This window comes from Mycolicibacterium moriokaense (assembly GCF_010726085.1).
Lineage (GTDB): Bacteria > Actinomycetota > Actinomycetes > Mycobacteriales > Mycobacteriaceae > Mycobacterium > Mycobacterium moriokaense.
The window spans coordinates 4,032,493-4,057,100 of the sequence record NZ_AP022560.1; the positions used below are offsets into that span (position 1 = coordinate 4,032,493).

Annotated in this window: 31 protein-coding genes; 15 read left to right on the forward strand and 16 right to left on the reverse strand. The window is 66.9% G+C overall.

The window, feature by feature from the left end; translation table 11 throughout:
* Positions 1-27 precede the first annotated feature (27 nt).
* Entirely contained in the window at positions 28-393 is a 366-nt protein-coding gene (locus G6N43_RS30705; RefSeq protein WP_234810229.1) for an Rv1443c family protein, read from the forward strand.
* On the opposite strand, the gene G6N43_RS19760 is transcribed toward G6N43_RS30705, so the two are convergent.
* Positions 343-1,548 (reverse strand): class I SAM-dependent RNA methyltransferase, encoded by a 1,206-nt coding sequence (locus G6N43_RS19760; RefSeq protein ID WP_083156299.1) that lies wholly within the window; start codon positions 1,546-1,548, stop codon positions 343-345. The genes G6N43_RS30705 and G6N43_RS19760 overlap by 51 nt on opposite strands.
* Complete coding sequence (locus G6N43_RS19765; RefSeq protein WP_083156297.1) at positions 1,545-3,542, reverse strand: APC family permease; 1,998 nt, start codon at positions 3,540-3,542, stop codon at positions 1,545-1,547. The genes G6N43_RS19760 and G6N43_RS19765 overlap by 4 nt, the downstream gene beginning before the upstream one ends.
* 75 nt (positions 3,543-3,617) lie before the next feature.
* On the opposite strand from G6N43_RS19765, the gene G6N43_RS19770 reads away from it, so the two are divergent.
* Both G6N43_RS19770 and G6N43_RS19775 read left to right on the forward strand, forming a co-directional pair.
* Positions 3,618-4,292, forward strand: coding sequence for a potassium channel family protein (locus tag G6N43_RS19770; RefSeq protein WP_083156344.1), 675 nt, complete (start codon positions 3,618-3,620; stop codon positions 4,290-4,292).
* Positions 4,289-4,954: a potassium channel family protein gene (locus G6N43_RS19775; protein ID WP_083156296.1), complete on the forward strand. Its 666-nt coding sequence runs from the start codon at positions 4,289-4,291 to the stop codon at positions 4,952-4,954. The genes G6N43_RS19770 and G6N43_RS19775 overlap by 4 nt, the downstream gene beginning before the upstream one ends.
* A gap of 3 nt (positions 4,955-4,957) precedes the next feature.
* On the opposite strand, the gene G6N43_RS19780 is transcribed toward G6N43_RS19775, so the two are convergent.
* Genes G6N43_RS19780 through G6N43_RS19790 form a run of 3 tightly spaced genes read right to left on the reverse strand, consistent with a single transcriptional unit; the run spans position 4,958 to position 7,501 of the window.
* Complete coding sequence (locus G6N43_RS19780; protein WP_083156294.1) at positions 4,958-6,415, reverse strand: MFS transporter; 1,458 nt, start codon at positions 6,413-6,415, stop codon at positions 4,958-4,960.
* Complete coding sequence (locus tag G6N43_RS19785; protein WP_083156293.1) at positions 6,405-7,133, reverse strand: DUF3159 domain-containing protein; 729 nt, start codon at positions 7,131-7,133, stop codon at positions 6,405-6,407. Before G6N43_RS19785 ends, G6N43_RS19780 begins: the two co-directional genes overlap by 11 nt.
* Positions 7,130-7,501: an OB-fold nucleic acid binding domain-containing protein gene (locus tag G6N43_RS19790; protein ID WP_083156291.1), complete on the reverse strand. Its 372-nt coding sequence runs from the start codon at positions 7,499-7,501 to the stop codon at positions 7,130-7,132. The genes G6N43_RS19785 and G6N43_RS19790 overlap by 4 nt, the downstream gene beginning before the upstream one ends.
* Before the next feature lie 135 nt (positions 7,502-7,636).
* Here G6N43_RS19790 and G6N43_RS19795 point away from each other — a divergent pair, with 135 nt between their 5' ends.
* Complete coding sequence (locus G6N43_RS19795; RefSeq protein ID WP_083156290.1) at positions 7,637-8,335, forward strand: alpha/beta fold hydrolase; 699 nt, start codon at positions 7,637-7,639, stop codon at positions 8,333-8,335.
* 51 nt (positions 8,336-8,386) lie between these two features.
* On the opposite strand, the gene G6N43_RS19800 is transcribed toward G6N43_RS19795, so the two are convergent.
* On the reverse strand, positions 8,387-9,139 hold the full coding sequence (locus G6N43_RS19800; protein WP_083156288.1) for a DUF3710 domain-containing protein: 753 nt from the start codon (positions 9,137-9,139) through the stop codon (positions 8,387-8,389).
* Between the two features lies 1 nt (position 9,140).
* A complete protein-coding gene (gene dut / locus G6N43_RS19805; protein WP_083156287.1) occupies positions 9,141-9,605 on the reverse strand; it encodes a dUTP diphosphatase in 465 nt (154 codons plus the stop codon).
* Positions 9,606-9,630: 25 nt separating this feature from the next.
* Between dut and G6N43_RS19810 the strand changes: the two genes are divergently transcribed.
* Positions 9,631-10,116 (forward strand): DUF3093 domain-containing protein, encoded by a 486-nt coding sequence (locus tag G6N43_RS19810; protein WP_083156285.1) that lies wholly within the window; start codon positions 9,631-9,633, stop codon positions 10,114-10,116.
* A 13-nt stretch (positions 10,117-10,129) separates the two neighbouring features.
* Here G6N43_RS19810 and G6N43_RS19815 read toward each other — a convergent pair whose 3' ends face one another.
* Entirely contained in the window at positions 10,130-10,432 is a 303-nt protein-coding gene (locus tag G6N43_RS19815) for a DUF4193 domain-containing protein (protein WP_024445904.1), read from the reverse strand.
* 165 nt (positions 10,433-10,597) lie between these two features.
* Between G6N43_RS19815 and cei the strand changes: the two genes are divergently transcribed.
* The gene (gene cei / locus G6N43_RS19820; protein WP_083156284.1) at positions 10,598-11,254 is read left to right on the forward strand and encodes an envelope integrity protein Cei; all 657 of its coding nucleotides are present in this window, start codon (positions 10,598-10,600) and stop codon (positions 11,252-11,254) included.
* Between the two features lie 29 nt (positions 11,255-11,283).
* Here the strand turns inward: cei and G6N43_RS19825 are convergent, their stop codons facing one another.
* Positions 11,284-12,120, reverse strand: a complete 837-nt coding sequence (locus G6N43_RS19825; RefSeq protein WP_083156282.1) for an inositol monophosphatase family protein — start codon at positions 12,118-12,120, stop codon at positions 11,284-11,286.
* Positions 12,121-12,234: 114 nt separating this feature from the next.
* On the opposite strand from G6N43_RS19825, the gene ppgK reads away from it, so the two are divergent.
* Both ppgK and G6N43_RS19835 read left to right on the forward strand, forming a co-directional pair.
* Complete coding sequence (gene ppgK, locus G6N43_RS19830) at positions 12,235-13,038, forward strand: polyphosphate--glucose phosphotransferase (protein ID WP_083156281.1); 804 nt, start codon at positions 12,235-12,237, stop codon at positions 13,036-13,038.
* A 226-nt stretch (positions 13,039-13,264) separates the two neighbouring features.
* Positions 13,265-14,785, forward strand: coding sequence for an RNA polymerase sigma factor (locus G6N43_RS19835; RefSeq protein WP_083156343.1), 1,521 nt, complete (start codon positions 13,265-13,267; stop codon positions 14,783-14,785).
* On the opposite strand, the gene modA is transcribed toward G6N43_RS19835, so the two are convergent.
* Both modA and G6N43_RS19845 read right to left on the reverse strand, forming a co-directional pair.
* Positions 14,786-15,547, reverse strand: coding sequence for a molybdate ABC transporter substrate-binding protein (modA, locus tag G6N43_RS19840; RefSeq protein ID WP_083156279.1), 762 nt, complete (start codon positions 15,545-15,547; stop codon positions 14,786-14,788).
* Positions 15,544-15,951, reverse strand: coding sequence for a TOBE domain-containing protein (locus G6N43_RS19845; RefSeq protein ID WP_083156341.1), 408 nt, complete (start codon positions 15,949-15,951; stop codon positions 15,544-15,546). Before G6N43_RS19845 ends, modA begins: the two co-directional genes overlap by 4 nt.
* Positions 15,952-16,071: 120 nt before the next feature.
* Here G6N43_RS19845 and G6N43_RS19850 point away from each other — a divergent pair, with 120 nt between their 5' ends.
* Positions 16,072-17,169 (forward strand): methyltransferase, encoded by a 1,098-nt coding sequence (locus G6N43_RS19850; RefSeq protein WP_083156278.1) that lies wholly within the window; start codon positions 16,072-16,074, stop codon positions 17,167-17,169.
* On the opposite strand, the gene G6N43_RS19855 is transcribed toward G6N43_RS19850, so the two are convergent.
* Positions 17,166-17,948 carry a hypothetical protein gene (locus G6N43_RS19855; protein WP_083156276.1) on the reverse strand — a complete coding sequence of 261 codons (783 nt, stop codon included), beginning with the start codon at positions 17,946-17,948 and terminating at the stop codon, positions 17,166-17,168. The two genes, G6N43_RS19850 and G6N43_RS19855, sit on opposite strands and share 4 nt — an antisense overlap.
* An 80-nt stretch (positions 17,949-18,028) precedes the next feature.
* On the opposite strand from G6N43_RS19855, the gene G6N43_RS19860 reads away from it, so the two are divergent.
* Complete coding sequence (locus tag G6N43_RS19860) at positions 18,029-18,412, forward strand: RidA family protein (protein WP_083156274.1); 384 nt, start codon at positions 18,029-18,031, stop codon at positions 18,410-18,412.
* Here the strand turns inward: G6N43_RS19860 and G6N43_RS19865 are convergent.
* Positions 18,409-18,768, reverse strand: a complete 360-nt coding sequence (locus G6N43_RS19865) for a DUF952 domain-containing protein (protein ID WP_083156272.1) — start codon at positions 18,766-18,768, stop codon at positions 18,409-18,411. The genes G6N43_RS19860 and G6N43_RS19865 overlap by 4 nt on opposite strands.
* Positions 18,769-18,899: 131 nt before the next feature.
* Between G6N43_RS19865 and G6N43_RS19870 the strand changes: the two genes are divergently transcribed.
* Entirely contained in the window at positions 18,900-19,091 is a 192-nt protein-coding gene (locus G6N43_RS19870; RefSeq protein ID WP_083156271.1) for a DUF7455 domain-containing protein, read from the forward strand.
* A gap of 63 nt (positions 19,092-19,154) precedes the next feature.
* On the forward strand, positions 19,155-20,138 hold the full coding sequence (locus G6N43_RS19875) for a YihY/virulence factor BrkB family protein (RefSeq protein WP_083156269.1): 984 nt from the start codon (positions 19,155-19,157) through the stop codon (positions 20,136-20,138).
* Here the strand turns inward: G6N43_RS19875 and G6N43_RS19880 are convergent.
* A complete protein-coding gene (locus tag G6N43_RS19880) occupies positions 20,128-20,364 on the reverse strand; it encodes a DUF3039 domain-containing protein (protein ID WP_083156267.1) in 237 nt (78 codons plus the stop codon). The genes G6N43_RS19875 and G6N43_RS19880 overlap by 11 nt on opposite strands.
* Positions 20,365-20,429: 65 nt before the next feature.
* Here G6N43_RS19880 and G6N43_RS19885 point away from each other — a divergent pair, with 65 nt between their 5' ends.
* From G6N43_RS19885 to G6N43_RS19895, 3 genes are all read left to right on the forward strand, one after another.
* On the forward strand, positions 20,430-20,831 hold the full coding sequence (locus tag G6N43_RS19885) for a DUF3099 domain-containing protein (RefSeq protein ID WP_083156266.1): 402 nt from the start codon (positions 20,430-20,432) through the stop codon (positions 20,829-20,831).
* Positions 20,832-20,978: 147 nt separating this feature from the next.
* Complete coding sequence (gene sigB / locus G6N43_RS19890; protein WP_083156264.1) at positions 20,979-21,938, forward strand: sigma-70 family RNA polymerase sigma factor SigB; 960 nt, start codon at positions 20,979-20,981, stop codon at positions 21,936-21,938.
* Positions 21,939-22,060: 122 nt separating this feature from the next.
* Entirely contained in the window at positions 22,061-22,753 is a 693-nt protein-coding gene (locus G6N43_RS19895; protein WP_083156263.1) for an iron-dependent transcriptional repressor DtxR, read from the forward strand.
* A gap of 11 nt (positions 22,754-22,764) precedes the next feature.
* On the opposite strand, the gene G6N43_RS19900 is transcribed toward G6N43_RS19895, so the two are convergent.
* Both G6N43_RS19900 and G6N43_RS19905 read right to left on the reverse strand, forming a co-directional pair.
* The gene (locus G6N43_RS19900) at positions 22,765-23,802 is read right to left on the reverse strand and encodes a DUF4192 domain-containing protein (protein ID WP_083156340.1); all 1,038 of its coding nucleotides are present in this window, start codon (positions 23,800-23,802) and stop codon (positions 22,765-22,767) included.
* Positions 23,803-23,914: 112 nt separating this feature from the next.
* Complete coding sequence (locus tag G6N43_RS19905) at positions 23,915-24,595, reverse strand: hypothetical protein (RefSeq protein WP_234810228.1); 681 nt, start codon at positions 24,593-24,595, stop codon at positions 23,915-23,917.
* Positions 24,596-24,608: the final 13 nt, after the last annotated feature.

Sequence of the window (24,608 nt, forward strand, 5' to 3'; positions counted from 1 at the left end):
GCTGTGTTCGGTTACCGTCGAACCGCGATGCTCGTCGAACGGCAGAACCTCATCGGGGCACCCGTCGAACAGGTGTGGGCCCGCGTAGTCACACCTGAAGGCATCAACGACGAACTACGGCCGTGGATGACGATGTCAATGCCGCGCGGCGCGAAGGATCTGACCGTCGACACCATGCCAGTCGGCACGCCCGTCGGGCGCTGCTGGATGCGGTTGTTCGGCGTGCTGCCGTTCGACTTCGACGACCTGACCGGCACGCTGCTACATCTCATCGACTCTGCGGTCAGGGCGTGGATTTGGCGCATTTCTAAGCCCTTAACGCAGAGTCAACGCGCGGGGACCTCAGCGGGTCAGCACTGCGACGCATTCCACATGATGCGTCAGCGGAAATGAGTCGAACACGCGTAGCTCCTCGACCGCATACCCGTGCCCTCGGTAGAGGCCGACATCGCGGGCGAACGAGGCTGCCTCGCAACCGATGTGGATCACCCGTGGCACGTCGGCGTCGGCCAGCAGGTCGATCACCTCGCGGCCGGCACCGGTCCGCGGCGGGTCCAGCACCGCGACGTCAGGCCGGCGCCGCTGCGCCGTCAGCGCCCGCCGCACGGAATCGGTGACCACCGTGACCCAGCCCAGGTCCGCCAGCGCCGTGCGCGCCGACCGCGACGCCCCGCGGGACGTGTCGACGGTGACGACCTCCCCCGTCTCGCCGACGGCCTGCGCCAGCACCGCAGCGAAAACCCCTGCGCCGCCATATAAATCCCACGCGGTCATGCCCGGTTGCAGCTGGGCCCAGTCGGACACCAGATCGCTGTACATCTGCGGGGCGTTGCGGTGTGCCTGCCAGAACGCCGTCACCGGCACCCGCCACACCCGCTCGCCGACCCGTTGCACCGCCTCGTACTGCCCCTCGATCACATGCGTGGTGGTCCTGCGGCCCACCCGGGGACCCGACTGCACGACGTGCCGTTCACCGTCGTCGTCGATCACCACGTGGACATGGGCGCCGTGAGGCCAGACCCAGTCGTGGATTCCGTCGAGCATGCCGGACGGCAGCTGCGCGCAATGCAGATCGGTGACCAACTCCGCGCTGTGATACCGATGGAACCCGGCCCGGCCCTGCGGCGAGGTGTCCAGCCGCACGCGGGTCCGCCAGCCGGTGACGCCACCATCGCCGACCGGTTCGGCCGTCGCATCATTCTCGGCGCGCCATTCGTAGCCGCCCAGCCGGACCAGCTGGTTGGCGACCACCGCACCCTTCAGCCGCCGCACCGCCGTCGGCTCGGCGAACGCCATGTCGCAGCAGCCGGCACCGTCCACACCCGCGATCGGGCAGATCGAGTCGACCCGGTCCGCGGACGGCTCGATGACCTCGACCACGTCGGCGTGCCGGTATGACCCGTGATCGGACACCACGCGGGCCCGGACCGTCTCGCCGGGCAAGGCATAACGAACGAAGACCACCCGACCGTCATGGCGCGCGACACAGCTGCCGCCGTTCGCAGGCGGCCCCACGGTCAGCGTGAGTTCCGCAGACTCGTCGGTCAATCCAGAAAGCCTCTGCGTGCGTCGCCTGGAGCCGACTGTGGCTGCAACGTCTTGAGGCGCTCCGACGAACTCAACTGCCACGGGACCGATGTCACCATCACGTTCGGCTCGAACAGCAGCCTGCCCTTGAGCCGCAGCGCGCTCTGGTTGTGCAGCACCTGCTCCCACCAATGGCCGACGACGTATTCGGGAATGAACACCGTGACGACGGTACGCGGCGACTCCTTGCTGACACGCTTGACGTAGTCGAGCACGGGACGCGTGATCTCCCGGTACGGCGAGGCGATTACCTTCAACGGCACGCTGATGTCGCTGTTCTCCCATTTGTGCACCAGAGCACGGGTTTCCGCGTCGTCGACGCTGACGGTGATCGCCTCCAGCACGTCCGGTCGGGTGGCCCTGGCGTAAGCCAGTGCGCGCATCGTCGGCAGATGCAGCTTGGACACCAGCACGATCGCGTGGTTGCGACTGGGCAGCACCATGCCGTCGACCTCGGCGGCGGCCTGCTCCTCCAGTTCGCGCGCCACGGTGTCGTAGTGCTTCTGGATCAACTTCATGATGACGAACAGTGCCGCCATCGCCAGGATCGCGATCCACGCACCGACGACGAACTTGGTTACCACCACGATGATCAAAACGGTTCCCGTACAGACGAATCCGATGGTGTTGATCACCCGGGAGCGCTTCATCTTGCCACGCACGGCGGGTTCGGTCTCGGTGCGCAGCAGTCGGGTCCAGTGCCGAACCATGCCGATCTGGCTCAGCGTGAACGACACGAAGACCCCGACGATGTAGAGCTGGATCAGCGCGGTCACCTCGGCGCGGAACGCCATGACGAAGGCCACGGCGGACAGCGCCAGGAACAGGATGCCGTTCGAGAAGGCCAGCCGGTCGCCGCGCGTGTGCAGCTGCCGGGGCAGGTAACGGTCCTGCGCGAGAATCGAAGCCAACACGGGAAACCCGTTGAATGCGGTGTTGGCCGCGAGTATCAGGATCAACGCCGTGACGCCGGCGATCAGATAGAGCCCGGTCGGAAAGTCGTGGAAGACCGCGTCCGCAAGCTGGGTGATGAGGGTCTTCTGGTGATAATCCGGCGGTGCACCGGACAACTGTGTCGCCGGATGCTCGACGATCTGCACGCCGGTTTCCTTGGCCAGCATGATGATTCCCATGAACAGCGTCACCGAGATCACGCCCAGCAGGGCCAGCGTCGTCGCGGCATTGCGCGACTTGGGTTTCCGGAACGCGGGCACGCCGTTGCTGATGGCCTCGACCCCGGTCAACGCCGCACTGCCGGACGAGAAGGCGCGCGCGACAAGGAATACCAAGGCGAACCCGAGGACTTCGCCGTGGTCGGGGTGCATCTCGAAATCGGCCGACTCGGCCCTGAGCTCGGTGCCGAACACGAAGATCTGGAAGAATCCCCAGCCGAGCATGATGCCGACGCCGACCATGAACGCATAGGTGGGAATGGCGAATGCCGTTCCGGACTCCCGGATTCCACGGAGGTTGATCGACGCCAGCAGCATGATCGCGATGACGGCGAACAACACCTTGTGCTGGTTGATGAACGGCACCGCCGACCCGATGTTCGACATTGCCGAGGACATCGACACCGCGACGGTCAACACGTAGTCGACCAGAAGCGCGCTGGCGACCGTCAGTCCCGCGGTCGGGCCGAGGTTGGTGGTGACGACCTCGTAGTCGCCGCCACCCGACGGGTACGCGTGCACGTTCTGCCGATAGCTGGCGATCACGACCAGCATGACCCCCGCGACGGCCAACCCGATCCACGGCGTCATCGAGTAGGCCGTCAGTCCCGCCACCGACAGCACCAGGAAGATTTCCTCCGGTGCGTAGGCCACCGAGGACAACGCGTCGGAGGCGAACACGGGGAGGGCGATCCGCTTGGGCAGGAGCGTGTGCGACAGCTTGTCGCTGCGGAACGGCCTGCCGAGAACCAACCGCCGCGTGACGGTCGAAAGCTTGGACACGAGTGCCAAGACTAAGCCCAGCGGAGAATGGTTGTAGCGTTCCGTGTGCGCAGGTTCGACGGAAAGGACCTTCAGGTGCGAGTAGTGGTGATGGGATGCGGCCGTGTCGGCGCGTCGCTGTCGGACAGTCTGGCCCGCATCGGCCACGACGTCGCGGTCATCGACCGGGACAGCACCGCATTTCACCGCCTGTCACCCGAGTTTCCCGGCGAGCGGGTGCTCGGCATGGGCTTCGATCGCGACGTGCTGCTGCGGGCGGGCATCGAGGAGGCGGGCGCGTTCGCGGCGGTGTCCTCGGGCGATAACTCCAACATCATCTCGGCGCGGGTGGCGCGGGAGACGTTCGGCGTCGAGCGGGTGGTCGCCCGTATCTACGACGCCAAACGCGCCGCGGTCTACGAACGGCTGGGTATCCCGACGGTGGCCACGGTGCCGTGGACCACCGATCGGCTGCTCAACGTGTTGACCCGCGAGACCGAGACCACCAAGTGGCGTGACCCGACGGGAAACGTCGGGGTCACCGAATTGGCGCTGCACGAGGGCTGGGTCGGCCGTCGGCTCACCGAGCTCGAGGCCGCGACCGGTGGCCGGGTGGCGTTCCTGCTCCGATTCGGCGCGGGTCTGCTGCCCGACGCGAAAACCGTGATCCAGGCCAGCGATCAGGTGTACATGGCCGCGATCGCCGGGCACATCGCCGAGGCGCTGGCCATCGCGGCGCTGCCGCCGAGCGAGGACCTCGAAGCGCAATGAGAGTCGCCATCGCCGGAGCCGGCGCGGTCGGCCGCTCCATCGCCCGTGAGCTCGTCGAAAGCCACGAGGTCACGCTGCTCGAACGCAATCCCGACCACATCGACGTCGACGCGATCCCCGCCGCGCAGTGGCGCCTCGGCGACGCGTGTGAGCTGACCATGCTGGAGTCGGTGAAGCTCGAGGAGTTCGACGTCGTGATCGCCGCGACGGGTGACGACAAGGTCAACGTGGTGGTGAGCCTGTTGGCGAAGACCGAGTTCGCCGTCCCACGCGTGGTGGCCCGCGTCAACGACCCCCGCAACGAGTGGCTGTTCGACGAGAACTGGGGCGTCGACGTCGCCGTGTCCACCCCGCGCATGTTGGCCTCACTGGTGGAGGAGGCCGTCGCCGTCGGCGATCTGGTGCGGCTGATGGAGTTCCGCAAGGGTCAGGCGAATCTGGTGGAGATCACCCTGCCCGACGACACGCCGTGGGGCGGCAAGCCCGTCAAACGCCTCGACCTCCCCCGCGACGCCACGCTGGTGACGATTCTGCGTGGCCCACGGGTGATCGTGCCCGAGGGCGACGAACCGCTCGAGGGCGGCGATGAGCTGCTCTTCGTGGCGGTCACCGAGGTCGAGGAACGACTGCAGCAGCTGCTGCTGAACCCCGAGCAGCGCTGACGCTCAATCGGTATAGGCAGGCGGCGGCGTGGCCCTGTCGTGACACCGTGCCGTCGACTCCGCGGAGACGCGCGCGACATCGTATTGCTGGTTGCGGATGCCCACCGCCGAGATCACCCCGGCGAGGACGAACAGCACCGCCGTCACCAGCATGGCCTGTCTGAAACCGTCGAAATCGACTGCGCCACCGATGATTACGCCGGTGAACGCGATCGCGATCAGACCCGCGATCCGCGACAGTGCATTGTTGACCGCCGAACCGACTCCACTCTGCGCGGGCTCGACCGCCGCCAGGATCGCCGCGGTGAGCGGCGACACCGTCACCGTCAGCCCAAGACCGAATATCACCAGCCCGGGCAGCATCTGCGTCCAGAAATCGAACGGTTCGGCCGCCCCGGCCATCAACAGGTAGCCGACCGCCGCGATCAACGGGCCGACCGCCATGAACAGTCGCGGGCCGTGTGCGCCCGCCAGCATGCCGAACCGGCGGGCCAGCAGGAACGACAACACCGGGACCGGCAGGCTGGCCAGTCCCGCCTGCGTTGCCGACAACCCGGCCGTCTCCTGCAGGAACAGCCCCACGACGAGCATGCCGAGTGACACGCCGGCGTAGAGGAACACCGTCGAGGCGTTCCCGACGGCGAAATTGCGGGCCGCGAAGATCTGCAGCGGCATCATCGGCTCGGGGGTGCGCCACTCCCACAGTGGGAACGCGATCAGGCACGCGGTCCCGACCGCCAGACCGACCACGACCGCCGGATGCGAAAAGCCCAGGCGCTGGCTTTCGATAAGGGCGTAGACGACGCCGGTGAGGCCGACGGCGTTCAGCGTCGCCCCCACAACGTCGACGCGGGCCGGCCGATCCGCGGTGGCGAACTCACCCTCCGGCAGCCGGGTCGTGAGGTAGAGCGTGATCGCCAGCGGAACGAGGTTGACCGCGAAGATCCACCGCCAGTTCAGCGCGTCAACCAACACCCCGCCCAGCAGGGGCCCGACCACGAAAGCCGTTCCGGTCCAAGCGGTCCAGGTCCCGATCGCGCGGGCCTGGGCCGCGCCGGAGAAGCGCGCGTTGATCATCGCGAGCGAACTGGGTACCAGGAACGCCGCGCCGATGCCCTGTAGGCAACGCGCGGCGACGAGCACCCAGCCGGTGGGCGCGACGGCACACAACACCGACGACACCGCGAACACCGCCAGCCCCATGCGCAGCACCGCGAGCCGGCCGAACTGATCGGAGATGGCGCCCGCGACGAGGATCAGCGCGCCGAGGGTGAGCAGATAGCCGTCCACCACCCACTGCTGAAGCGCAAGGCCCGCCAGGCTCTGGTGCGCAAAGTCCCGCCCGATGGCGGGTAACGCCAGATTGACCACGGATCCGTCGAGAAACGCGACGAACGAGGCCAGCACGGCGACCGCGACGAGCGTTCTGTCGGTGCTTGGGTTGTCGTTCTCAGTGGGCATCGGGCTGCGCCACGCCCGGATTCTGCTGCGGCGCGTCGTCCGCGTGGGCCTCCTCGGCCTCGTCGTCGTGCGCATGTCCGTGGACATCTCCGTGGATCGCACGCTGCGCCGAGCGAATTGCCAGATAGGTCACCAGCGCGGCGGCCGCCGTCAGCGGCCAGCCCATCGAGATGCGGGCCACGCCGAGCCAGCCCGTCTGGTCGGCGTCATAGAGATGGTGCTGCACGACGAACCGGGAGGCGAAGACGAGCACCCACACCACCGTCGCGATGTCGAACGCCAGCACCGCCTTGCGCACGCCGCGCCACTCGCGGTCGTGGTCGTTGACCCAACCCCAGATGTACCCGACGATCGGCCGGCGCAGCAGCACCGACAGGGTGAAGACCAACGCCCATGCCAACGAGGACCAGATGCCGAGCAGGAAGTAGCCCTTGGACTCGCCGGTGAAGTAGGCGATCAGCGCGCAGATTCCGACGCCGATGAAGCCGGAGATGGCCGGCTGGGTGGATTCGTGGCGCACCAGTCGCCAGACGAGGATGACGGCGGCCACACCCAGCGCCGCGGCGATGGCCGAGGTGAGCCCGAACAACTGCGATACCGGAACGAACGCCACCACCGGCAGCGACGAATAGATCAGACCGCTGATGCCGCCCATTTGCTCGAGGACGGCGTGTGCCTTGCTGGAACGCTTCCCCGGCTCAGCTCCGGGGTCACTCACTTTTGGATCTCGTAATGCGGGTTGTAGATCGCCTTCGAGCCGTTGTCCAGTTTGCCGACGCGGCCGTGCACCTTGAGGGTGCGACCGGATTCGATGCCCGGGATGCGGCGCTGGCCGAGCCACACCAGCATCACCGTGTCGGTGCCGTCGAACAGTTCGGCCTTCACGCCACCGGCGCAGCCCTTGCCGTTGCATTCGACGCTGCGCAGGGTGCCGACCATGGTCACTTCCTGGCCGCGCTGACAGTCGATCGCCTTCGAGGCGCCGGTGTTGGCGGCTTCGTCACTGAGCTCTTCGACATCGAGCTGTTCCGGGGCTTCCGTCAGCCGTCGTGTCAGCCGGCGCAAATACCCTTCGGCCGTACCCATGGCCTCTCCTGACCGTCGCAGATCAATCGTTGATCTATACCCCGAACAACGCCACGTTAGACCTCTTGGTTCCGATCTGCCACGTCGGGTGGGGCCGACGCGCCGAACGATCTGTGGGCAGGGCACCATCGTGTGATGGCGGTCAATCTGCAGGGTGTCACGACGGTGCTGCTGCCCGGCACCGGCTCCGACGATGACTACGTCTACCGGGCGTTTTCCGACGCGTTGCACGGCGAAGGAGCGGTGGTCGTCACCCCGAAGCCCTACCCGGAGCGACTGGTCGACAGCTACCGCGAAGCGCTTGACAACGCCGCTCGCACGGCGCCGATCGCCGTCGGCGGAGTGTCCATCGGCGCTGCCGTGGCCACGGCGTGGGCGATTGCCCATCCGGACCGCGCCGTCGCGGTCCTCGCCGCGCTGCCGGCGTGGACGGGAGAGCCGGACAACGCGCCCGCGGCGATAGCTGCCCGCCACTCGGCGAGTGTGCTGCGCAACGAAGGACTGGCCTCCGCCGCGGCGCAGATGCGGGCGAACAGCCCGCGCTGGCTGGGCGACGAGTTGGCGCGGTCATGGGCGGGCCAGTGGCCGTCATTGCCCGACGCGATGGAAGCCGCTGCGGTCTACGTCGCACCCACGTGCACCGAACTCGAGAGGCTCCAGGCGCCGATGGGGATCGCCGCGGCGACCGACGATCCGGTGCACCCCGTCGAGGTCGGCATCGAGTGGATGACGGCCGCGCCACGGGCGTCGTTGCGAACGATCACACTCGACGAGTTGGGCGCTGACCCCGCGGTGCTGGGCGCGGCGTGCGTCGCCGCACTGTCGGAATTGTGATTTGTGTGCAATCGCGAGCGCTGAGCGCTCCTGAACGCACACAAATCGCAGCTAGCCGCCGGTGATGGTCCGCAGCTGCTGCATCGCCGACCCCTGCTCGCTGCGGCGCGCGGCTGGCGTCGGCGGCGGCTCCTGGCCCGACTGCTGCACCTGCTGATTCGCGGCCTGTTCGGCGGCCGCGCGCAACTGGTTGGCCATCGCTTCTGGCAACTCGACCGGCAACGGGGTCCGCACCGGCAGCGGGGTGTCGCCGCGGCGAACAACCGTGTCGGCCAACGCATCTCGCGCTTCCTTCGCCAGCGCGTCGGCCGTGTCCTCAGGCCCGTTCACGACGCAGCGGATCATCCAGCGATAGCCGTCGATGCCGATGAAGCGCACCACGCCCTGACCCTGTTGGCCCGGCGCCTGACCGACGACCTCACGACCCCACCGGCCATCCTTGATCGAGACCTTGCCGGCGTCTTTGCGCAGCGACTCCGCCAGCTCGGTCGCCACCTCACGCCACAGGCCCGCGGACTTGGGCGCGGCGTAGGCGGCGATGGTGAACCGGCCGTTCGGCGTGACGACCCACACCGCACTGGGCACACCCTGCTGGGTGAGCTCCACCTGAACCTGTCCCGCCTCGGGCAGCGGAATCAGCACCGAGCCCAGGTCCAGGCGCCCGACCGTCGCGGTCGCCGGGTCGTCGAAGTCTTCGATGTCGAACGGGCCGTCCAGATCGTCGTCGTTGCGGATCTCGGGTGCCGACGCGACCTCATCGCCGCTGTCGCCGCTCGCATCGTCTTTTTGTCTGCCGAATGCCATTTCACAAACTCGCATGTCCGCCGGAGGAACCGTGACCGCCGTCGCCACGGGAGGTTTCTGCCAGGCCGGCCTCGTCGAACGATGTCACTTCGACCAGCTCGGGCAGTTCGACCCGCTGAACCAGAAGCTGTGCGATCCGGTCTCCCCGGTTCACGACAATCGGCTCACGCGGGTCGAGGTTGATAAGTGCCACCTTGATCTCGCCGCGGTAGCCGGCGTCGATCGTGCCGGGGCTGTTGACGATCGAAAGTCCCACGCGCGCAGCCAAACCCGAACGCGGATGAACCAGACCGACCATTCCGTGCGGAATGGCGACGGCGATACCGGTGCCCACGAGTGCGCGCTCACCGGGCGCCAGTTCGACGTCTACGGCGCTGTACAGATCGACGCCGGCGTCCCCGTCATGGGCTCGACTCGGCATCGGGAGATCAGGGTCCAGGCGCACGACCGCGAGAGTGGTGGACACGACGACAGAGATTACTCTTGGCCGCGTGTCCGACACGCGCGCCACGTCACAAACCGTGCGCTACCGCGAACGGCTGACGGTGCCGTGGTGGTGGTGGCTGCTCGGCCTGGGGTTGGCCGCGCTGATCGCGTTCGAGGTGAACCAGGGCGTACCCGCGCTGCCGATCTGGCTGCCGTACGCCGTGTTGCTGCCGGTCGCGGCGGTGGCGCTCGTGTTGCTGGGCAACACGCAGGTCCGTGTCGTCAGCGGGGCCGGCGAGACCGAGTTGTGGGTGGGCAACGCGCACCTGCCGGTCAGTGTGGTGTCCCGGTCGGCGGAAGTGCCGCGCAGCGCCAAGTCGGCAGCGCTGGGCCGTCAGCTGGATCCAGCCGCCTACGTCGTCCACAAGGCATGGGTGGGGCCGATGGTTCTTCTGGTTCTCGACGATCCGGATGACCCGACGCCGTACTGGCTGATCAGTTGCCGCCGACCCGAGCGGGTCCTGTCAGCGCTGCGCGAATCTCAGCGGTAGAACGCCCGCCGTCTCAGGCGGCGCAGTCCGTGCAGATCATCACGCCGTTCTTCTCGCTGGCGAGACGGCTGCGGTGATGCACCAGGAAGCAGCTCGAGCAGGTGAACTCGTCGGCCTGTTTCGGGATGACCCGAACCGAAAGCTCCTCACCGGAAAGGTCTGCCCCCGGCAATTCGAAAGACTCAGCGGATTCGGATTCGTCAACGTCGACAACCGCGGACTGGGCCTCGTTACGCCGCGCCTTCAGCTCCTCCAGCGAATCCTCCGAAACATCATCTGTTTCGGTACGCCGCGGGGCGTCGTAATCGGTAGCCATTGTGTCGTCCCCTCCATCAGACCTTGCAGCAGAGCTTTGTACCAGCGTCGAACGCATCCACCAAATGATTCGTGCCCGGATTGGAACACGTTGCACTGTGATTTACATCACATTCTCCCCCAAGCCACCGCAAGCCCCCAACTACGCGGCCTCTAGAGTGCTCTCGTGGTCGCGCAAATCACAGAGGGTACGGCATTCGACAAGCACGGACGCCCATTTCGTCGTCGCAATTACCTGCCGGGCATCCTGGTCCTCATCGCCCTCGCGGTCGTGACCTTGACGGTGTGGGTAATCGCCCTGAACCAGCCGGTAGACGTGGCGCAGACCACCGCCTGCAACCCTCCGCCGCCACCCGCGGACCCCAACACCCAGCCGACGCCGCTGGGCCAGCAGGTGACGCGCAGCGACATGGTCGACGTGATCCCGGCCAAGCTCGCCGACACCACGATCCGGGTGCTCAACGCGAGCGGGCAGGGCGGCCAGGCCGCCGAGGTCGCCGGCGCACTCCGCGACCTGGGTTTCGCCGAGCCGACCGCGGCCAACGACACGGTGTACGCGACGGCGCGGCTGACGTGCCAGGGCCAGATCCGGTTCGGCCCGGCGGGGCGGGCGGCCGCGGCCGCGGTGTGGCTGGTCGCGCCATGCACCGAGCTGTATCAGGACGAGCGCACCGACGACACCGTCGATCTGGCGATCGGCACCGAGTTCTCCGAGTTGAGCAGCAGCGACGACATCGACGCGGTGCTCGCCAGTCTGCGGCCGGACGCGACACAGAGCGCCGATCCGGCGTTGCTGACGAAGATCCACTCCTCCACCTGCTAGCCGCGTATCGCGCTGCAGTGCAACGGTTTCTAGGGAGCGCCTGCGCTTGTCAGGACCGCGTCGAATTCGTCGGCGATTCCCGGTGCCGATGCGACGATGAACCCCGGCGAGTTGTCCGCCGCCGGCAGCCGCAGCACCGCGCCCGCCTCGGCGGCAATCAACGCGCCCGCGGCCCAGTCCCACACGTGCACACCGTCCTCGTAGTAGGCGTCCAGGCCGCCGGCCGCCACCATGCAGAGATCGAGGGCACACGAACCGATGCGACGGATGTCGCGGACGGCAGGCAGGACCGACCCGAGTATCTGGGCCTGCCGAGTCCGTTTGTCGGCGGAATACGAAAAGCCGGTGCCCACCAACGACATTGACAACTCCGTGGGGCTGCTGACCCGCAGCTGCGTCGTCACTCCTCCGCGCTGCAGGTGCGCGCCGTGGCCGACCGCGGCGGAGTACAGCGCGCCGGTGGGCACGTTCGCGACGGCTCCGGCCACCGATGCGCCGTCGCGCTGGACGGCGACCGACACGGCGTAGTTCTCGATCCCGTAGACGAAGTTCACCGTGCCGTCGATGGGGTCGAGCACCCAGGTGAGTCGCCCGTCGCGGGTGTCTGCCGTGCCACCCTGCTCCTCACCGAGCACCGGTTCGCCGGGGCGCAGGACGGCCAGCCGGTCGCGCAGCAGCCGCTCGGTCTCGGTGTCGACGACGGTGACGGGATCGGTCGGCGTGCTCTTGGAGCGCACCGGCGCGGCGTCCCCGGGTGTCGGTGGGCTGCCGAAGACGTCGGCGCGGCGCACCCGCACGAACGCGGCCGCCTCGGTGGCCAGTTGCTCGGCAACCGAGCGCAACACCACGGGATCGGTTGATACCACGCACCTATCGCAACACAGTCCGCTAACCGGTTGCACGACAGTCGCACATGACTTTTCCCGAGCCACTAAGGTGTGTGGCGCGTCGCACTGCCGGGCTGATGTGGAGGAACGCCGATGATTGCCACCGATTCACCCTCTGCCGCGTCGGACACCGGCGCCGGCCAGCGCCGCGGGTTCGGCATCGATGTCGGCGGGAGCGGCGTCAAGGGCGGAATCGTCGACCTCGACACCGGACTGCTGATCGGCGACCGCTTCAAGCTCGAGACCCCGCAGCCGGCGACCCCCGAGGCGGTCAGTCAGACCGTCGCCGCCGTGGTCCGCGAGTTCGGCTGGACCGAGAAGGTCGGCGTCACCTACCCCGGCGTGGTGACCGACGGCATCGTGCGCACCGCCGCCAACGTCGACAAGGGATGGATCGGCTGCAACGCCAGCGAGTTCTACAGCAAGGCGCTCGACGGCCAGCCGGTGACCGTGCTCAACGACGCCGACGCCGCCGGACTCGCCGAGGAGAAGTTCGGCGCGGGCAGGGACAACACGGGCGTCATCGTGCTGCTGACCTTCGGCACCGGCATCGGCTCGGCCGTGATTCACAACGGTGTGCTGCTGCCCAACACCGAGTTCGGCCACCTCGAGGTCGGCGGCAAGGAGGCCGAGCACCGGGCGGCGTCCTCGGTCAAGGAGCGCAAAGACTGGAGCTATGCGCGCTGGACCCAGGAGGTGACGAAGGTGCTGGTCGCGATCGAGAACGCGATCTGGCCGGACCTCTTCATCGCCGGCGGCGGCATCAGCCGCAAGGCCGACAAGTGGATCCCGCTGCTGAAGAACCGGACGCCGGTGGTCGCCGCGGCGTTGCAGAACACCGCTGGCATCGTCGGCGCGGCCATGGCCGCCGAGGTCGACGTCACCTCAACGGCGTAGTGGCCGCGGGGCGGTCACATTTCGCGGCTCGCCACGGCCCAAAATTTGCCGCTGAACACGGCGGTGGCACACACTGTCGTTACAATGGTCGACGGCGGCCGCAGCCCGGATAGAGGCGAATCAAACCGCCGATATTCGACAGCCGACATTTTTCGATGGCGCACGACCCCAACCTGCGGTGGGGTCCCCACTGCCCACCGGAACAAAGTAAGACGAAAGGGTGTACGTGGCAGCGACCAAGGCGGCAAGCCCGGCAACCGATCAGCCGGTGAAGCGCACCGCTACCAAGACCCCGGCCAAGAAGGCCCCGGCGGCCAAGTCCGCCAACGGTTCGGCGCCTGCCAAGCGGGCCGCCAAGGCGACCGCGACGAAGGCGACCAAGGCCACGTCCGCGACCCCGACCAAGGCCCGCAGCGCGAGCAAGCCCGCCAAGGCGGCGAAGGCGGCGCCCGCCAAACGAGCCGAGAAGGCCAAGGCCGGCGACGCCGCGCCCGCCGCGAAGGGCCGGACCAAGAAGGCCACCTCACCCGAGCCGGACGCCACCACCGCCGACGTCGAGGTCGAGGAAGTCGAGACCGACGAGCTCGACGGTGAGCCCGAGGGCGACATCGAGGTCGACGAGGCCGATATCGACCTGAGCGATCTCGAGGTCGACGAGGAGGCCGGCGAGGACGACAAGGCCACCCCGAAGGTCAAAGCCGCGGAACCGGTCGACGACGACGAGATCGCCGAGCCGAGCGAGAAGGACAAGGCGTCCGGGGATTTCGTCTGGGACGAAGAGGAATCCGAGGCGCTGCGGCAGGCCCGCAAGGACGCCGAGCTGACGGCGTCGGCCGACTCGGTGCGCGCGTACCTGAAGCAGATCGGCAAGGTGGCGCTGCTCAACGCCGAAGAAGAGGTCGAGCTCGCCAAGCGCATCGAGGCAGGTCTGTACGCCACCCAGCTGATGGCCGAACTGGCCGAGAAGGGCGAGAAGCTGCCCGCCGCGCAGCGCCGCGACATGATGTGGATCTGCCGCGACGGCGACCGCGCGAAGAACCACCTGTTGGAGGCCAACCTGCGCCTGGTGGTGTCGCTGGCCAAGCGCTACACGGGCCGCGGCATGGCGTTCCTGGACCTGATTCAGGAGGGCAATCTCGGCCTGATCCGTGCGGTCGAAAAGTTCGACTACACAAAGGGTTACAAGTTCTCGACCTATGCGACGTGGTGGATCCGCCAGGCCATCACCCGCGCGATGGCCGACCAGGCGCGCACCATTCGCATCCCGGTGCACATGGTCGAGGTCATCAACAAGCTCGGTCGCATCCAGCGCGAGCTGCTACAGGACCTGGGCCGCGAGCCCACGCCTGAAGAGCTGGCCAAAGAGATGGACATCACGCCCGAGAAGGTGCTGGAGATCCAGCAGTATGCGCGTGAACCGATCTCGCTGGACCAGACAATCGGCGACGAGGGCGATTCGCAGCTCGGCGACTTCATCGAGGATTCCGAGGCGGTCGTCGCCGTCGACGCGGTGAGCTTCACCCTGCTGCAGGATCAGCTGCAGTCGGTGCTCGAGACGCTGTCCGAGCGCGAGGCCGGCGTGGTGCGGTTGCGGTTCGGCCTTACCGACGGACAGCCTCGCACCCTCGACGAGATCGGCCAGGTCTACGGCGTGACGCGTGAGCGCATCCGCCAGATCGAATCCAAGACGATGTCGAAGCTGCGCCACCCGAGCCGTTCACAGGTGCTGCGCGACTACCTCGACTAGTCAGGCCCTCGCGAAACCGGCGACGCTCAGCGTGTGCTGGCCGGCGTCGCCCGTGACCGCGTCGATGAACTTGCGGGCCAGTTCTTGGTGTTCGGACGACTTGAGCACTGCGATCGGATACGTGTTCACCGCGTCGGCGGATTCGGGGAACGGCACCCCGGTGACCTCGTCCCCCGCAGCTATCGCATCGGTGACATAGACCAATCCGGCGTCGGCCTGTCCCGACGTCACCTTGTTCAACACATCAGTCACCGATGACTCTTCGCTCACGGGTGTGAGTGTCACGCCGACGGCGTCCTCCACCTTCTTTGTGGCCGACCCGCATGGCACCTGTGGCGCGCACACAACCACGCTAAGGGTGGGTTTCGTCAGATCACGAAATGACCTGATCTGCTTGGGATTTCCGGGCGCCACCGCAATGGTCAACGTGTTCGAGGCAAAGTTCACCGGGTCGCCCGCAAACAGACCGGCCTCGGCGGCCTTATCCATGTTCTTGGTGTCCGCGGATGCGAAGACATCGGCCTGCGCACCCTGCGTCAACTGCGTGACGAGGTCCGACGAGCCCGCGAAATTGAATTCCACTGAGACACCGGGGTTGTCGGCGATGAACTGCTCACCGATCTCGGTGAACGTGGACTTCAACGACGCCGCCGCAAACACCATGATGTGTTCACCCGACTTGTTGCTGGAACTGCACGCGGAGAGCGCGGCCAGTGCCGCGGCAAGCACCGCCAACACCGCAAACAGATTGTGCTGCTTCATGGTTGGCCGCCACGCGTTTCGATGATCACTGTGGTGGCCTTGACGACGGCCACGGCCACACTGCCCGGTTCGAGCGCAAGCTCGCGTACGGCGTCGGTGCTCATCAGCGAGACGACGGTGAAGGGACCGCATTGCATCTCGACCTGCGCCATCACCGTGTCAGTGACGACGTTCGTCACGAGTCCCGCGAAGCGGTTACGCGCCGAACTGGCGACCGCCAGTGGGTCCTTGGGCGCACTGCCTGCGTTGGCGCGGGCGAACGCCGCCAGTTCGGCTCCGTCGATCGCTTTGCGGCCCGACGCATCGAGGTGTGCGGACAGGGCGCCGTCGTCGATCCAGCGGCGCACGGTGTCGTCACTGACGCCCAGCAGTTCGGCCGCCTCGCGGACACGTATTTCCGGCACGGCGGCAGCGTAACCACCCGGATGCTTCAAAACAACCGTATCCACGGTCAAAATCACCGTATTTATCCGCGTGTACGGGTAGCAAGGAAGTTGCCCTAGCTACCGGTAAGGTGGCGCCCCGTGTCTTCAAAGCCTGCGAAAGTTCCGCCCGCCCGCCTTGTCCGCATCATCGACTCCGCGCGCAACGCTCTGCACACCGTGACGCGCGCGATGGTTCCCGGCAACATCGCCCTCCTCGAGACGGCGCAGGGCGCCTGGGTGAGCCAAGCCCTCTACGTCGCGGCCAAACTCGGAATCGCCGACGAACTCGCCAATGGGCCGAAGACGGCCGAGCAGGTTGCCGCCAAGGTCGGCGCCCACCCCGACTCGGTGTTCCGGCTGATGCGCATGCTGGCGGGTCGGTCGGTGTTCAATCACCGTGCCGACGGCAGGTTCGAGCTGGCCGCGATGGGCCAGGCGCTGCGCGCCGACGTTCCGGGTTCGATGCGATCCATGGTCCTGTTCATCGGGTCCCCCGAGCACTGGGCCGAGTGGGGTGAGCTCCTGTACTCCGTGCAGACGGGTCGACCGTCCCCCGAAAAGCTTTACGGCAAGTCGTATTTCGACCACCTGGACGAGGCGCCCGAGCAGGCCGCGATCTTCAACGACGCCATGTCGACCATGGCGGCGATGGCCAACGATCTGGTGATCCCCGCCTACGACTTCTCCGAGTTCCGGCTCATCGCCGATATCGGAGGCGGCCACGGCCGGCTGCTGAGCGCGATCCTGCAGTCCGCCCCGGCCGCGCGAGGCATCCTGTTCGACCTGCCGTCGGTCATCGCAGGCGCCGCACAGGTGCTCGACGAAGCCGGTGTCAGCGATCGGTGTGTCGTGGAAGGCGGTTCCTTCATGGATTCGGTGCCCGACGGTGCCGACGCCTACGTGCTGAAGTCGATCATCCACGACTGGGACGACGACATCTCCGAGAAGATCCTGCGCAACGTCCGCACCTCGATCGCCCGGAACGGACGACTGCTGCTGCTCGAGATCGTGCTGCCCGAGCGGGCGACCGCGAACTGGGGCGCCGTCCTCGACATGGAGATGCTGGTCTCCCCCGGCGGCCGGGAACGCACTCGCGCAGAGTTCGCCGACCTCTTGGCACGATCCGGGTTCCGGCTCACCCGCGTCATCGACACCGCCACGCCGATGATGTCGATCGTCGAAGCGGTACCCGCCTAGCGCTTCTTGTCGCGGACCTTGTAGGTCGAGGGCCACGACTCGCGGGTCTCATCGCCGACGAGCGGAACACCCTTGCTGCCGATCCTGATGTCATAGGCCTCCTTACCGGCACCCACCTCGCGGTTGGCGTGTTCGGTGGCCAGGTACATCAGTTGGTCGATCTCCGCCTCGGCGAACGCCACGAAGGTGGTCTTGCGCACGATCTCGTCCTCCGGCGGCGCCATCCGCTCGGGCAGGATCCGCGACGCCAGCGCCGCAAGGCCGAGCAACGAGAACGGGATGACCCAGTAGCAGACGAACGACAGCGGCGTCCTCGTGTCGAGGATCGTCGCCTCGCCGTACACGATCGGTGGTATCGCCGACGACACCGTCATTCCCCCGAACGCGGCCACCCAAATCCACGTCAGGACGTTGGTGATCTTCTTGAACAGGTCGGATTCGATGACTTCCTTGGGTTGGCCGACCTCGGCGAATTCACGGACGAACGGCTTGCCGACCAGCACGCTGCCCAGCGCCACCAGGAAGATCCCTGCGGTGCTCAGCGGCTGCAGCCACTGCTCCATGAATGACTGGCTCAGAGTGAACGTCAGCACCGCGAGGATCAAAAACGTTGCAACAGCCCCGATTTCGAGGGTGCGCCCCGCAGCTCCCCTGATACGGCCGATCACGAGCGAGGCGACGGCCACCGCCAGCGCCACCAGCACCGCGGCGACGAACGGGACATTTCCGACCAGGACCCAGTAGACGATCCACGGCGCGAAGCCAAACAGAATTCCCACGGTGGGTCAGTTTAGGTTGTCAGTCAATGACTGGACTGTAAACCTGTTGCGTCGGCGAATCCCGCGAATAGGTTGTACTGATGCTTCGACAGAACGTGTCCTCGGGCTCGGAGTTCGAGTCGGCAGCCGGGTACTCCCGCGCCGTGCGAATCGGTCCGCACATCGCGGTGGCCGGCACCACCGGGGCCGGCGATGACGTCGCCTCTCAGACACAAGATGCGTTGCGGCGCATAGACATTGCCCTGAAGGAAGTGGGCGCGTCGATGGCCGACGTCGTCCGCACCCGGATGTTCGTCACCGACATCTCGCTCTGGGACGAGGTGGGCAAGGTGCACGCCGAGGTGTTCGGCGACATCCGGCCGGCGGCCACGATGGTGGAGGTCACAGCGCTGATCGCACCGGAGCTGTTGGTCGAGATCGAGGTCGACGCATACGTCCCCGAGCCCCGGACCGAGTACAGCTAGGACGAAAGCGGCCCGAAGCTGCCGTCCGGACCGGGCAGGTAGGGCGTGACGCTAATCACAGCTTCCACAGGTAATGGCCCGTACAGATGTGGGAACACCATCGCAGCGGGATCAGTGGCAACACCTGGTTCCCACCGGATTGGAGAGGTCAACAGTGCGGGATCGATGCGGAGCAGCACCAGATCTGCGCGGCCGGCGTAGAGCCGGTTCGCCGGCAGATGCACCTGCTCTGGCGTCGATAAATGCACGAACCCGCTCGAGGCCAGCGACTCGGGCCGAAGCTCCCCATCCGCCTGCGCGCAGCGCCACTCTTCGGCGCCGCAGAGGTGGACCAACACAGCGGGCAACGGTGGCATACCGCCAGCCTCCCTCGTCGGCAACTCGGTGTAACGGTGAGACACGACACACCGGTAAACCGTTTGGGAACAAGGCCGAAACCGAAAGCGTCTGAGACAGTAGAGATACGCGAGCAATCGATGGAGGTGTCATGACCGCAACGCTCACCAGCCCGGAATTGACCAAGGCTGACCGCTGCGATCGCTGCGGGGCCGCAGCTCGCGTGCGGGCAACGCTTCCGTCGGGCGGCCAACTTCTTTTCTGCCAGCACCACGCCAACGAGCACGAGGCCAAATTGGTGGAGCTCGCCGCGGTTCTGCAAGTGAGCCCGGTGGAGGCTTAGCAGCCGACACGGCCACCGCCCGGTTGGGCGGGACGGGGAGTCGTCAGTAATGCTGGACTGGTCATGAGTGACCAGCCTCTGCCATTACCGCTGCCCCCCTCGGGCCATCACATCAGGCATATCGTTCGGCGCACGCTCCTAAAGAGCTGGGACGATTCGATTTTCTCCGAGTCTGCTCAGGCGGCGTTCTGGTGTGCCCTGTCGCTGCCCCCGCTGCTGCTGGGGATGCTCGGCAGTCTGGCCTACATCGCGCCGCTGTTCGGCCCTGAGACCCTGCCGGCCATTCAGGAGCAGCTGATCAGCACGGCTGAGCGGTTCTTCTCGGCGAACGTCGTGGACGAGATCATCGAGCCGACGGTGCGCGACATCGTCAAGGGCGCCAGGGGCGAGGTGGTGTCGATCGGGTTTGTGATCTCGCTGTGGGCGGGCTCGTCGGCCATCTCCTCATTCGTCGACTCCGTCGTCGACGCCCACGACCAGACGCCCCTGCGTCATCCCGTGCGTCAACGTTTCTTCGCGCTCGGCCTGTACGTGGTGATGCTCGTGATCGCGATCGCGGCTGCGCCGTTCGTCGCCCTCGGGCCCCGCAAAATCGCCGAGCACCTGCCGGAAAGCTGGGACAACGCGCTGGCGTTCGGCTACTACCCGCTGCTGTTCCTCACGCTGCTGGTCGGGGTGAACATCCTCTATCGGGTGTCGCTACCCGAGCCGCTGCCGTCGCATCGCCTTGTTCTCGGCTCATTGTTGGCGACGATCGTGTTCCTGCTGGCGACGTTGGGCCTGAGGTTCTATCTGACGTGGATCACGAGCACGGGGTACACCTACGGCGCACTGGCGACGCCGATCGCATTCCTGCTGTTCGCGTTTTTCCTCGGTTTCGCGATCATGTTGGGCGCCGAACTGAACGCCGCGATTCAGGAGGAGTGGCCTGCGGCCCCCACACATGCCAAGCGTTTCCGGTTGTGGCTCAAGCGCAAGGCCGAGTCACGCAACGGCCGCAAGCGGCAGGCGGAGCGGGCGGACGAAACGGCCTCCGCTACTTCTTGAGCTTGTCGTAGATCCGCTTGCAGTCCGGGCAGACCGGCGACCCGGGCTTGGCGGCCTTGGTGACCGGAAACACCTCGCCGCACAACGCGACGACGTGCGTACCCATCACCGCGCTCTCGGCGATCTTGTCCTTCTTGACGTAGTGGAAGTACTTGGGGGTGTCGCTGCCGGTCCCGTCGTCGACGCGTTCGTCGGTGTCGGTGCGCTCGATCGTCTGGGTTTGCATGCGCCCATTTTGCCTGGCGCCAATCCGGTCCGTACAGCCGACGACAAGTGTGGAACAGTGGAGTCATGAAACACGGCCAAGAGCTGAGTTTCGATGACGACGGTCGGCCGGTTCTGATCACCCGCGCCGCACCCTCCTACGAAGTCCAGCACCGTCAGCGGGTTCGCAAGTACCTGACGCTGATGTTCTGGCGTGTGCCCGCGCTCATTCTGGCCGCGGTGGCGTACGGCATCTGGGAGAACGGACTCATCTCCCTCGCGATCCTGGTGGTATCGATACCGCTGCCGTGGATGGCCGTGCTCATCGCAAACGACCGGCCGCCCCGGCGCGCCGAGGAACCGCGTCGCTATCAGGACGCCCGGCGGATCCCGCTGTTTCCCACGGCCGAACGTCCGGCGCTCGAAGAGCGGGCGGAGTCGTGGCGGCAAGCTAACGAGACGGATACGCCCGGCGATGCCGCAGGCTGAGGAGTTTCTAGCGTTATTCTCAGCACATTCTCAGGTCGGCGACCAATAACCGCAGATCAGAACGTGTGAACCGGCCGATGGACGGGAACTCTTAGGGGCACGTGGGCGTTATAGCTCATGACAGTTCGACCCGATCAGGAGGCCGTCATGGCAAATGCCACCATTAGCCGCGTCGACAGTGACTTGGACGCTCAGAGTCCAGCCGCGGACCTCGTACGCGTGTATCTGAACGGCATTGGCAAAACGGCTTTGCTCAACGCCGCCGACGAGGTTGAGCTCGCAAAGCGCATCGAGGCTGGCCTTTACGCGCAGCATCTGCTCGATACCCGGAAGCGGTTGGGCGAGAACCGCAAGCGTGATCTCGAGGCAGTGGTGCGCGACGGCGAGGCCGCCCGGCGTCATCTGCTCGAAGCCAACCTTCGCCTGGTGGTGTCGTTGGCGAAGCGCTACACCGGCCGCGGCATGCCGCTGCTCGACCTCATCCAGGAGGGCAACCTCGGCCTCATCCGCGCGATGGAGAAGTTCGACTACAGCAAGGGATTCAAGTTCTCGACGTACGCCACGTGGTGGATTCGCCAGGCGATCACGCGTGGCATGGCCGATCAGAGCCGCACTATCCGGCTGCCGGTCCACCTCGTCGAGCAGGTCAACAAGCTGGCGCGGATCAAGCGCGAAATGCACCAGAACCTGGGTCGCGAGGCCACCGATGAGGAACTGGCCGCCGAATCGGGCATCCCGGTCGAGAAGATCACCGATCTGCTCGAGCACAGCCGCGACCCGGTAAGCCTCGACATGCCGGTCGGCAGCGACGAGGAAGCCCCGCTGGGCGACTTCATCGAGGACGCCGAGGCGATGTCGGCGGAGAACGCTGTGATCTCCGAGTTGCTCCACACCGATATCCGCCACGTGCTGGCCACGCTCGACGAGCGCGAGCAGCAGGTCATCCGGTTGCGGTTCGGCCTGGACGACGGCCAGCCCCGCACTCTGGACCAGATCGGCAAGCTGTTCGGCCTCTCCCGCGAACGCGTGCGCCAGATCGAGCGCGAGGTGATGGCCAAGCTTCGCAACGGCGAGCGTGCCGATCGGTTACGGTCGTACGCCAGCTAAAGCGTTTTTCGAGAATGCCCGCCGGTACGCCGGCGGGCATTCTTACTGGCTCGTGTCGGTAGGCGTAGCGCCGCAGTTCAGGCCGGTTGGCCGGTAGACTCTGCTTGACGGAGGGTTGTGAAATGAACGATCTGGTCGATACCACCGAGATGTATCTGCGGACCATCTACGACCTCGAGGAAGAGGGCGTAGTGCCGCTGCGTGCGCGCATCGCCGAACGTCTCGACCAAAGCGGCCCCACCGTCAGCCAGACCGTGTCCCGGATGGAACGCGACGGGCTGCTGCACGTCGCAGGCGACCGCCACCTCCAGCTCACCGAGAAGGGCCGCAACCTCGCCATCGCCGTGATGCGCAAGCACCGCCTGGCCGAGCGGCTGCTGGTCGATGTCATCGGACTGCCGTGGGAGGAAGTGCACGCCGAGGCCTGCCGCTGGGAACACGTGATGAGCGAGGACGTCGAGCGCCGCTTGGTGCGGGTTCTCGACAACCCCACCACCTCCCCCTTCGGCAACCCGATTCCGGGCCTGGCCGAACTCGGCCTGGAGGATTCGTCGGGTCCCGACCGGATCAACCTGGTGAGGCTCACCGAGTTGCCCGCCGGCATGCCCGTCGCCGTCGTGGTGCGCCAGTTGACCGAGCATGTCCAGGGTGACGTCGAGTTGATCGGACGGCTCAAGGACGCCGGCGTGGTGCCGAATGCCCGTGTGACGGTCGAAGTCAACGACCACGGCGGCGTCATGATCGTCATCCCCGGGCACGAGCAGGTCGAGCTGCCCCACCACATGGCACACGCCGTGAAGGTCGAGAAGGTCTAACCCGTCCGCTGTCACCCCGCGCGGCGTCCGAACGCGCGCCTGGCCGGCAGCTGCACGCCCAGCCGACTGGCCAGCCGATATCCGGTGGCCGCCAGGTCGCGGATCCGCTCCGGCCGCATCCCGGATTGCAGCGCCGTGTCGAGCATCCCCGCCATGCGGTGGGTGGCGTCACACCGGAGCGCGGCATCCAAAGACACGCCGGCCAGCGGCCCGTCCCCACGCGCGTATGCCGAAAATGCCAGCAGCACAAGCGCTTCCACTCGCCACGGCGCAGGAAGAGTGCGGGACAACTCGGCCCACAACGACTCCGCCTGCCCGGCGTTCTCCCCGATAGCCAACGCGAAAAGCGTGTCGCGCACCAGCGGATCCGACAGCGCGCACGCCAGCCTCGCGGCGGTGTCGTCGGACAGCGCCCGGCCGTCTGCCGCGTCCGCCGCCGCCGCGATCGCCGCTTCGACATCACGACGGACCTCGGCGTCCGGCCGGTCCACGTCGCAGCTGCCGATCGCAGCCGCCAGGGCGTCGGTGCGGGCCGGGTCGGCGATGGCGATGACCTCCTGCAACTCCGCGCGCCGCGCGTACAGCCTGCGCCCGTCGAGCACCGCGGCCATGGCCAGCGGTGACGCAGCCGGATCCTCGACGGTGCCTGCCAGGCCGCAGCCGTCCGCACAGTGCCAGCGCCCGCCTGCGGCCACCCGGTCGACGACGTGCGCGGCGAGGAGTTCGATACCGCAGTCGGCCAGCGTCGAGGCCAGCGAGTCCGCCAGCCGGCGGTAATCGTCGTTGCACATCCGGCAGTTCGCGCCCGCCTCGTCAACGATGACGGCAATGGCCGCATCGGGCTCCGCGCCGGCGGCCACCTCAGCGATGTGCTCGACGGAGGCGGTCACCTCGTCGGAAAGATCAACGCGCATAACGCATCCCATCTCCCCGCGGTCGACGGTGACCAGGACGAGGGATTTCTCGGGCACGAAGCCCAGCACAGCGGGTAACGCGGCGATCAGTACGCCGGGCCGGTTCAGGTGGAAGTCGGGCGGTTGCGATGTCATGCTCCCACCGTCGTTGCAGGCACCCACTTCCCCGCCCGCCAGAACGCTGTGGCGGACGTTCGTGGGGATGAATCCGCGGTTGGGGATAACCGCGGTTTTGGACGACTCTGATTCAGCCGTCGCGGCGCAGCTTCACCACGGCGTCGCTGAACAACCGGTCCAGCGCCACCGTGTCCGGCTCGTCGACCGCCGGCTCCTGTAGCCAGGTCGCGCTCACGCGCGTATCGCCGATCTGGGCGGCGAATGTGAGCACCGTGCGCTCGGATTCCGGTGTCGTGACCCTCTGTTCGACGGCGTAGGTGTCGTCGGCGTCGACCGGCGGGGCCGGCAGGACCGTCAAGCTGACCGTCGATTCGTCCTTACCTTGCCCAACGGTGAACGAGGAGCACCTGCGCAGCTGATCCAGCCGTTCACTCAGCGGCGGCGCCGGCCGGGTTACAACGAGGATCAGCCTGCTCGCGGTATCGCTGTCGACCCCTTCCACCCCCGCCGTTTCGCTGTGCCATAGCACCGGCGGCGTGCAGTCCGCAGGTGTCACGGCGGCGCCGGTCGGCACTCCGTCGATGTCAGCCACGGCGCGGTGCAACGCGGCATCGTCGAGCACGGCTGCCGGATACCGGGGTGGGAACTGGCCGGGTTCGACGAGCAGGTCCGCGATCGGAACCGGCGGATTTTCGGCCACCGAGCCGACCGGCTGCACCGTCCCGGCGACGACCCGGCTGCACGCGGCCAGCAACACGGCTGCCATCACCAGCGCGCATCCGCGCAGGTGTCGCGACAGCGTGTTGACCATCGGCGCCATCGTC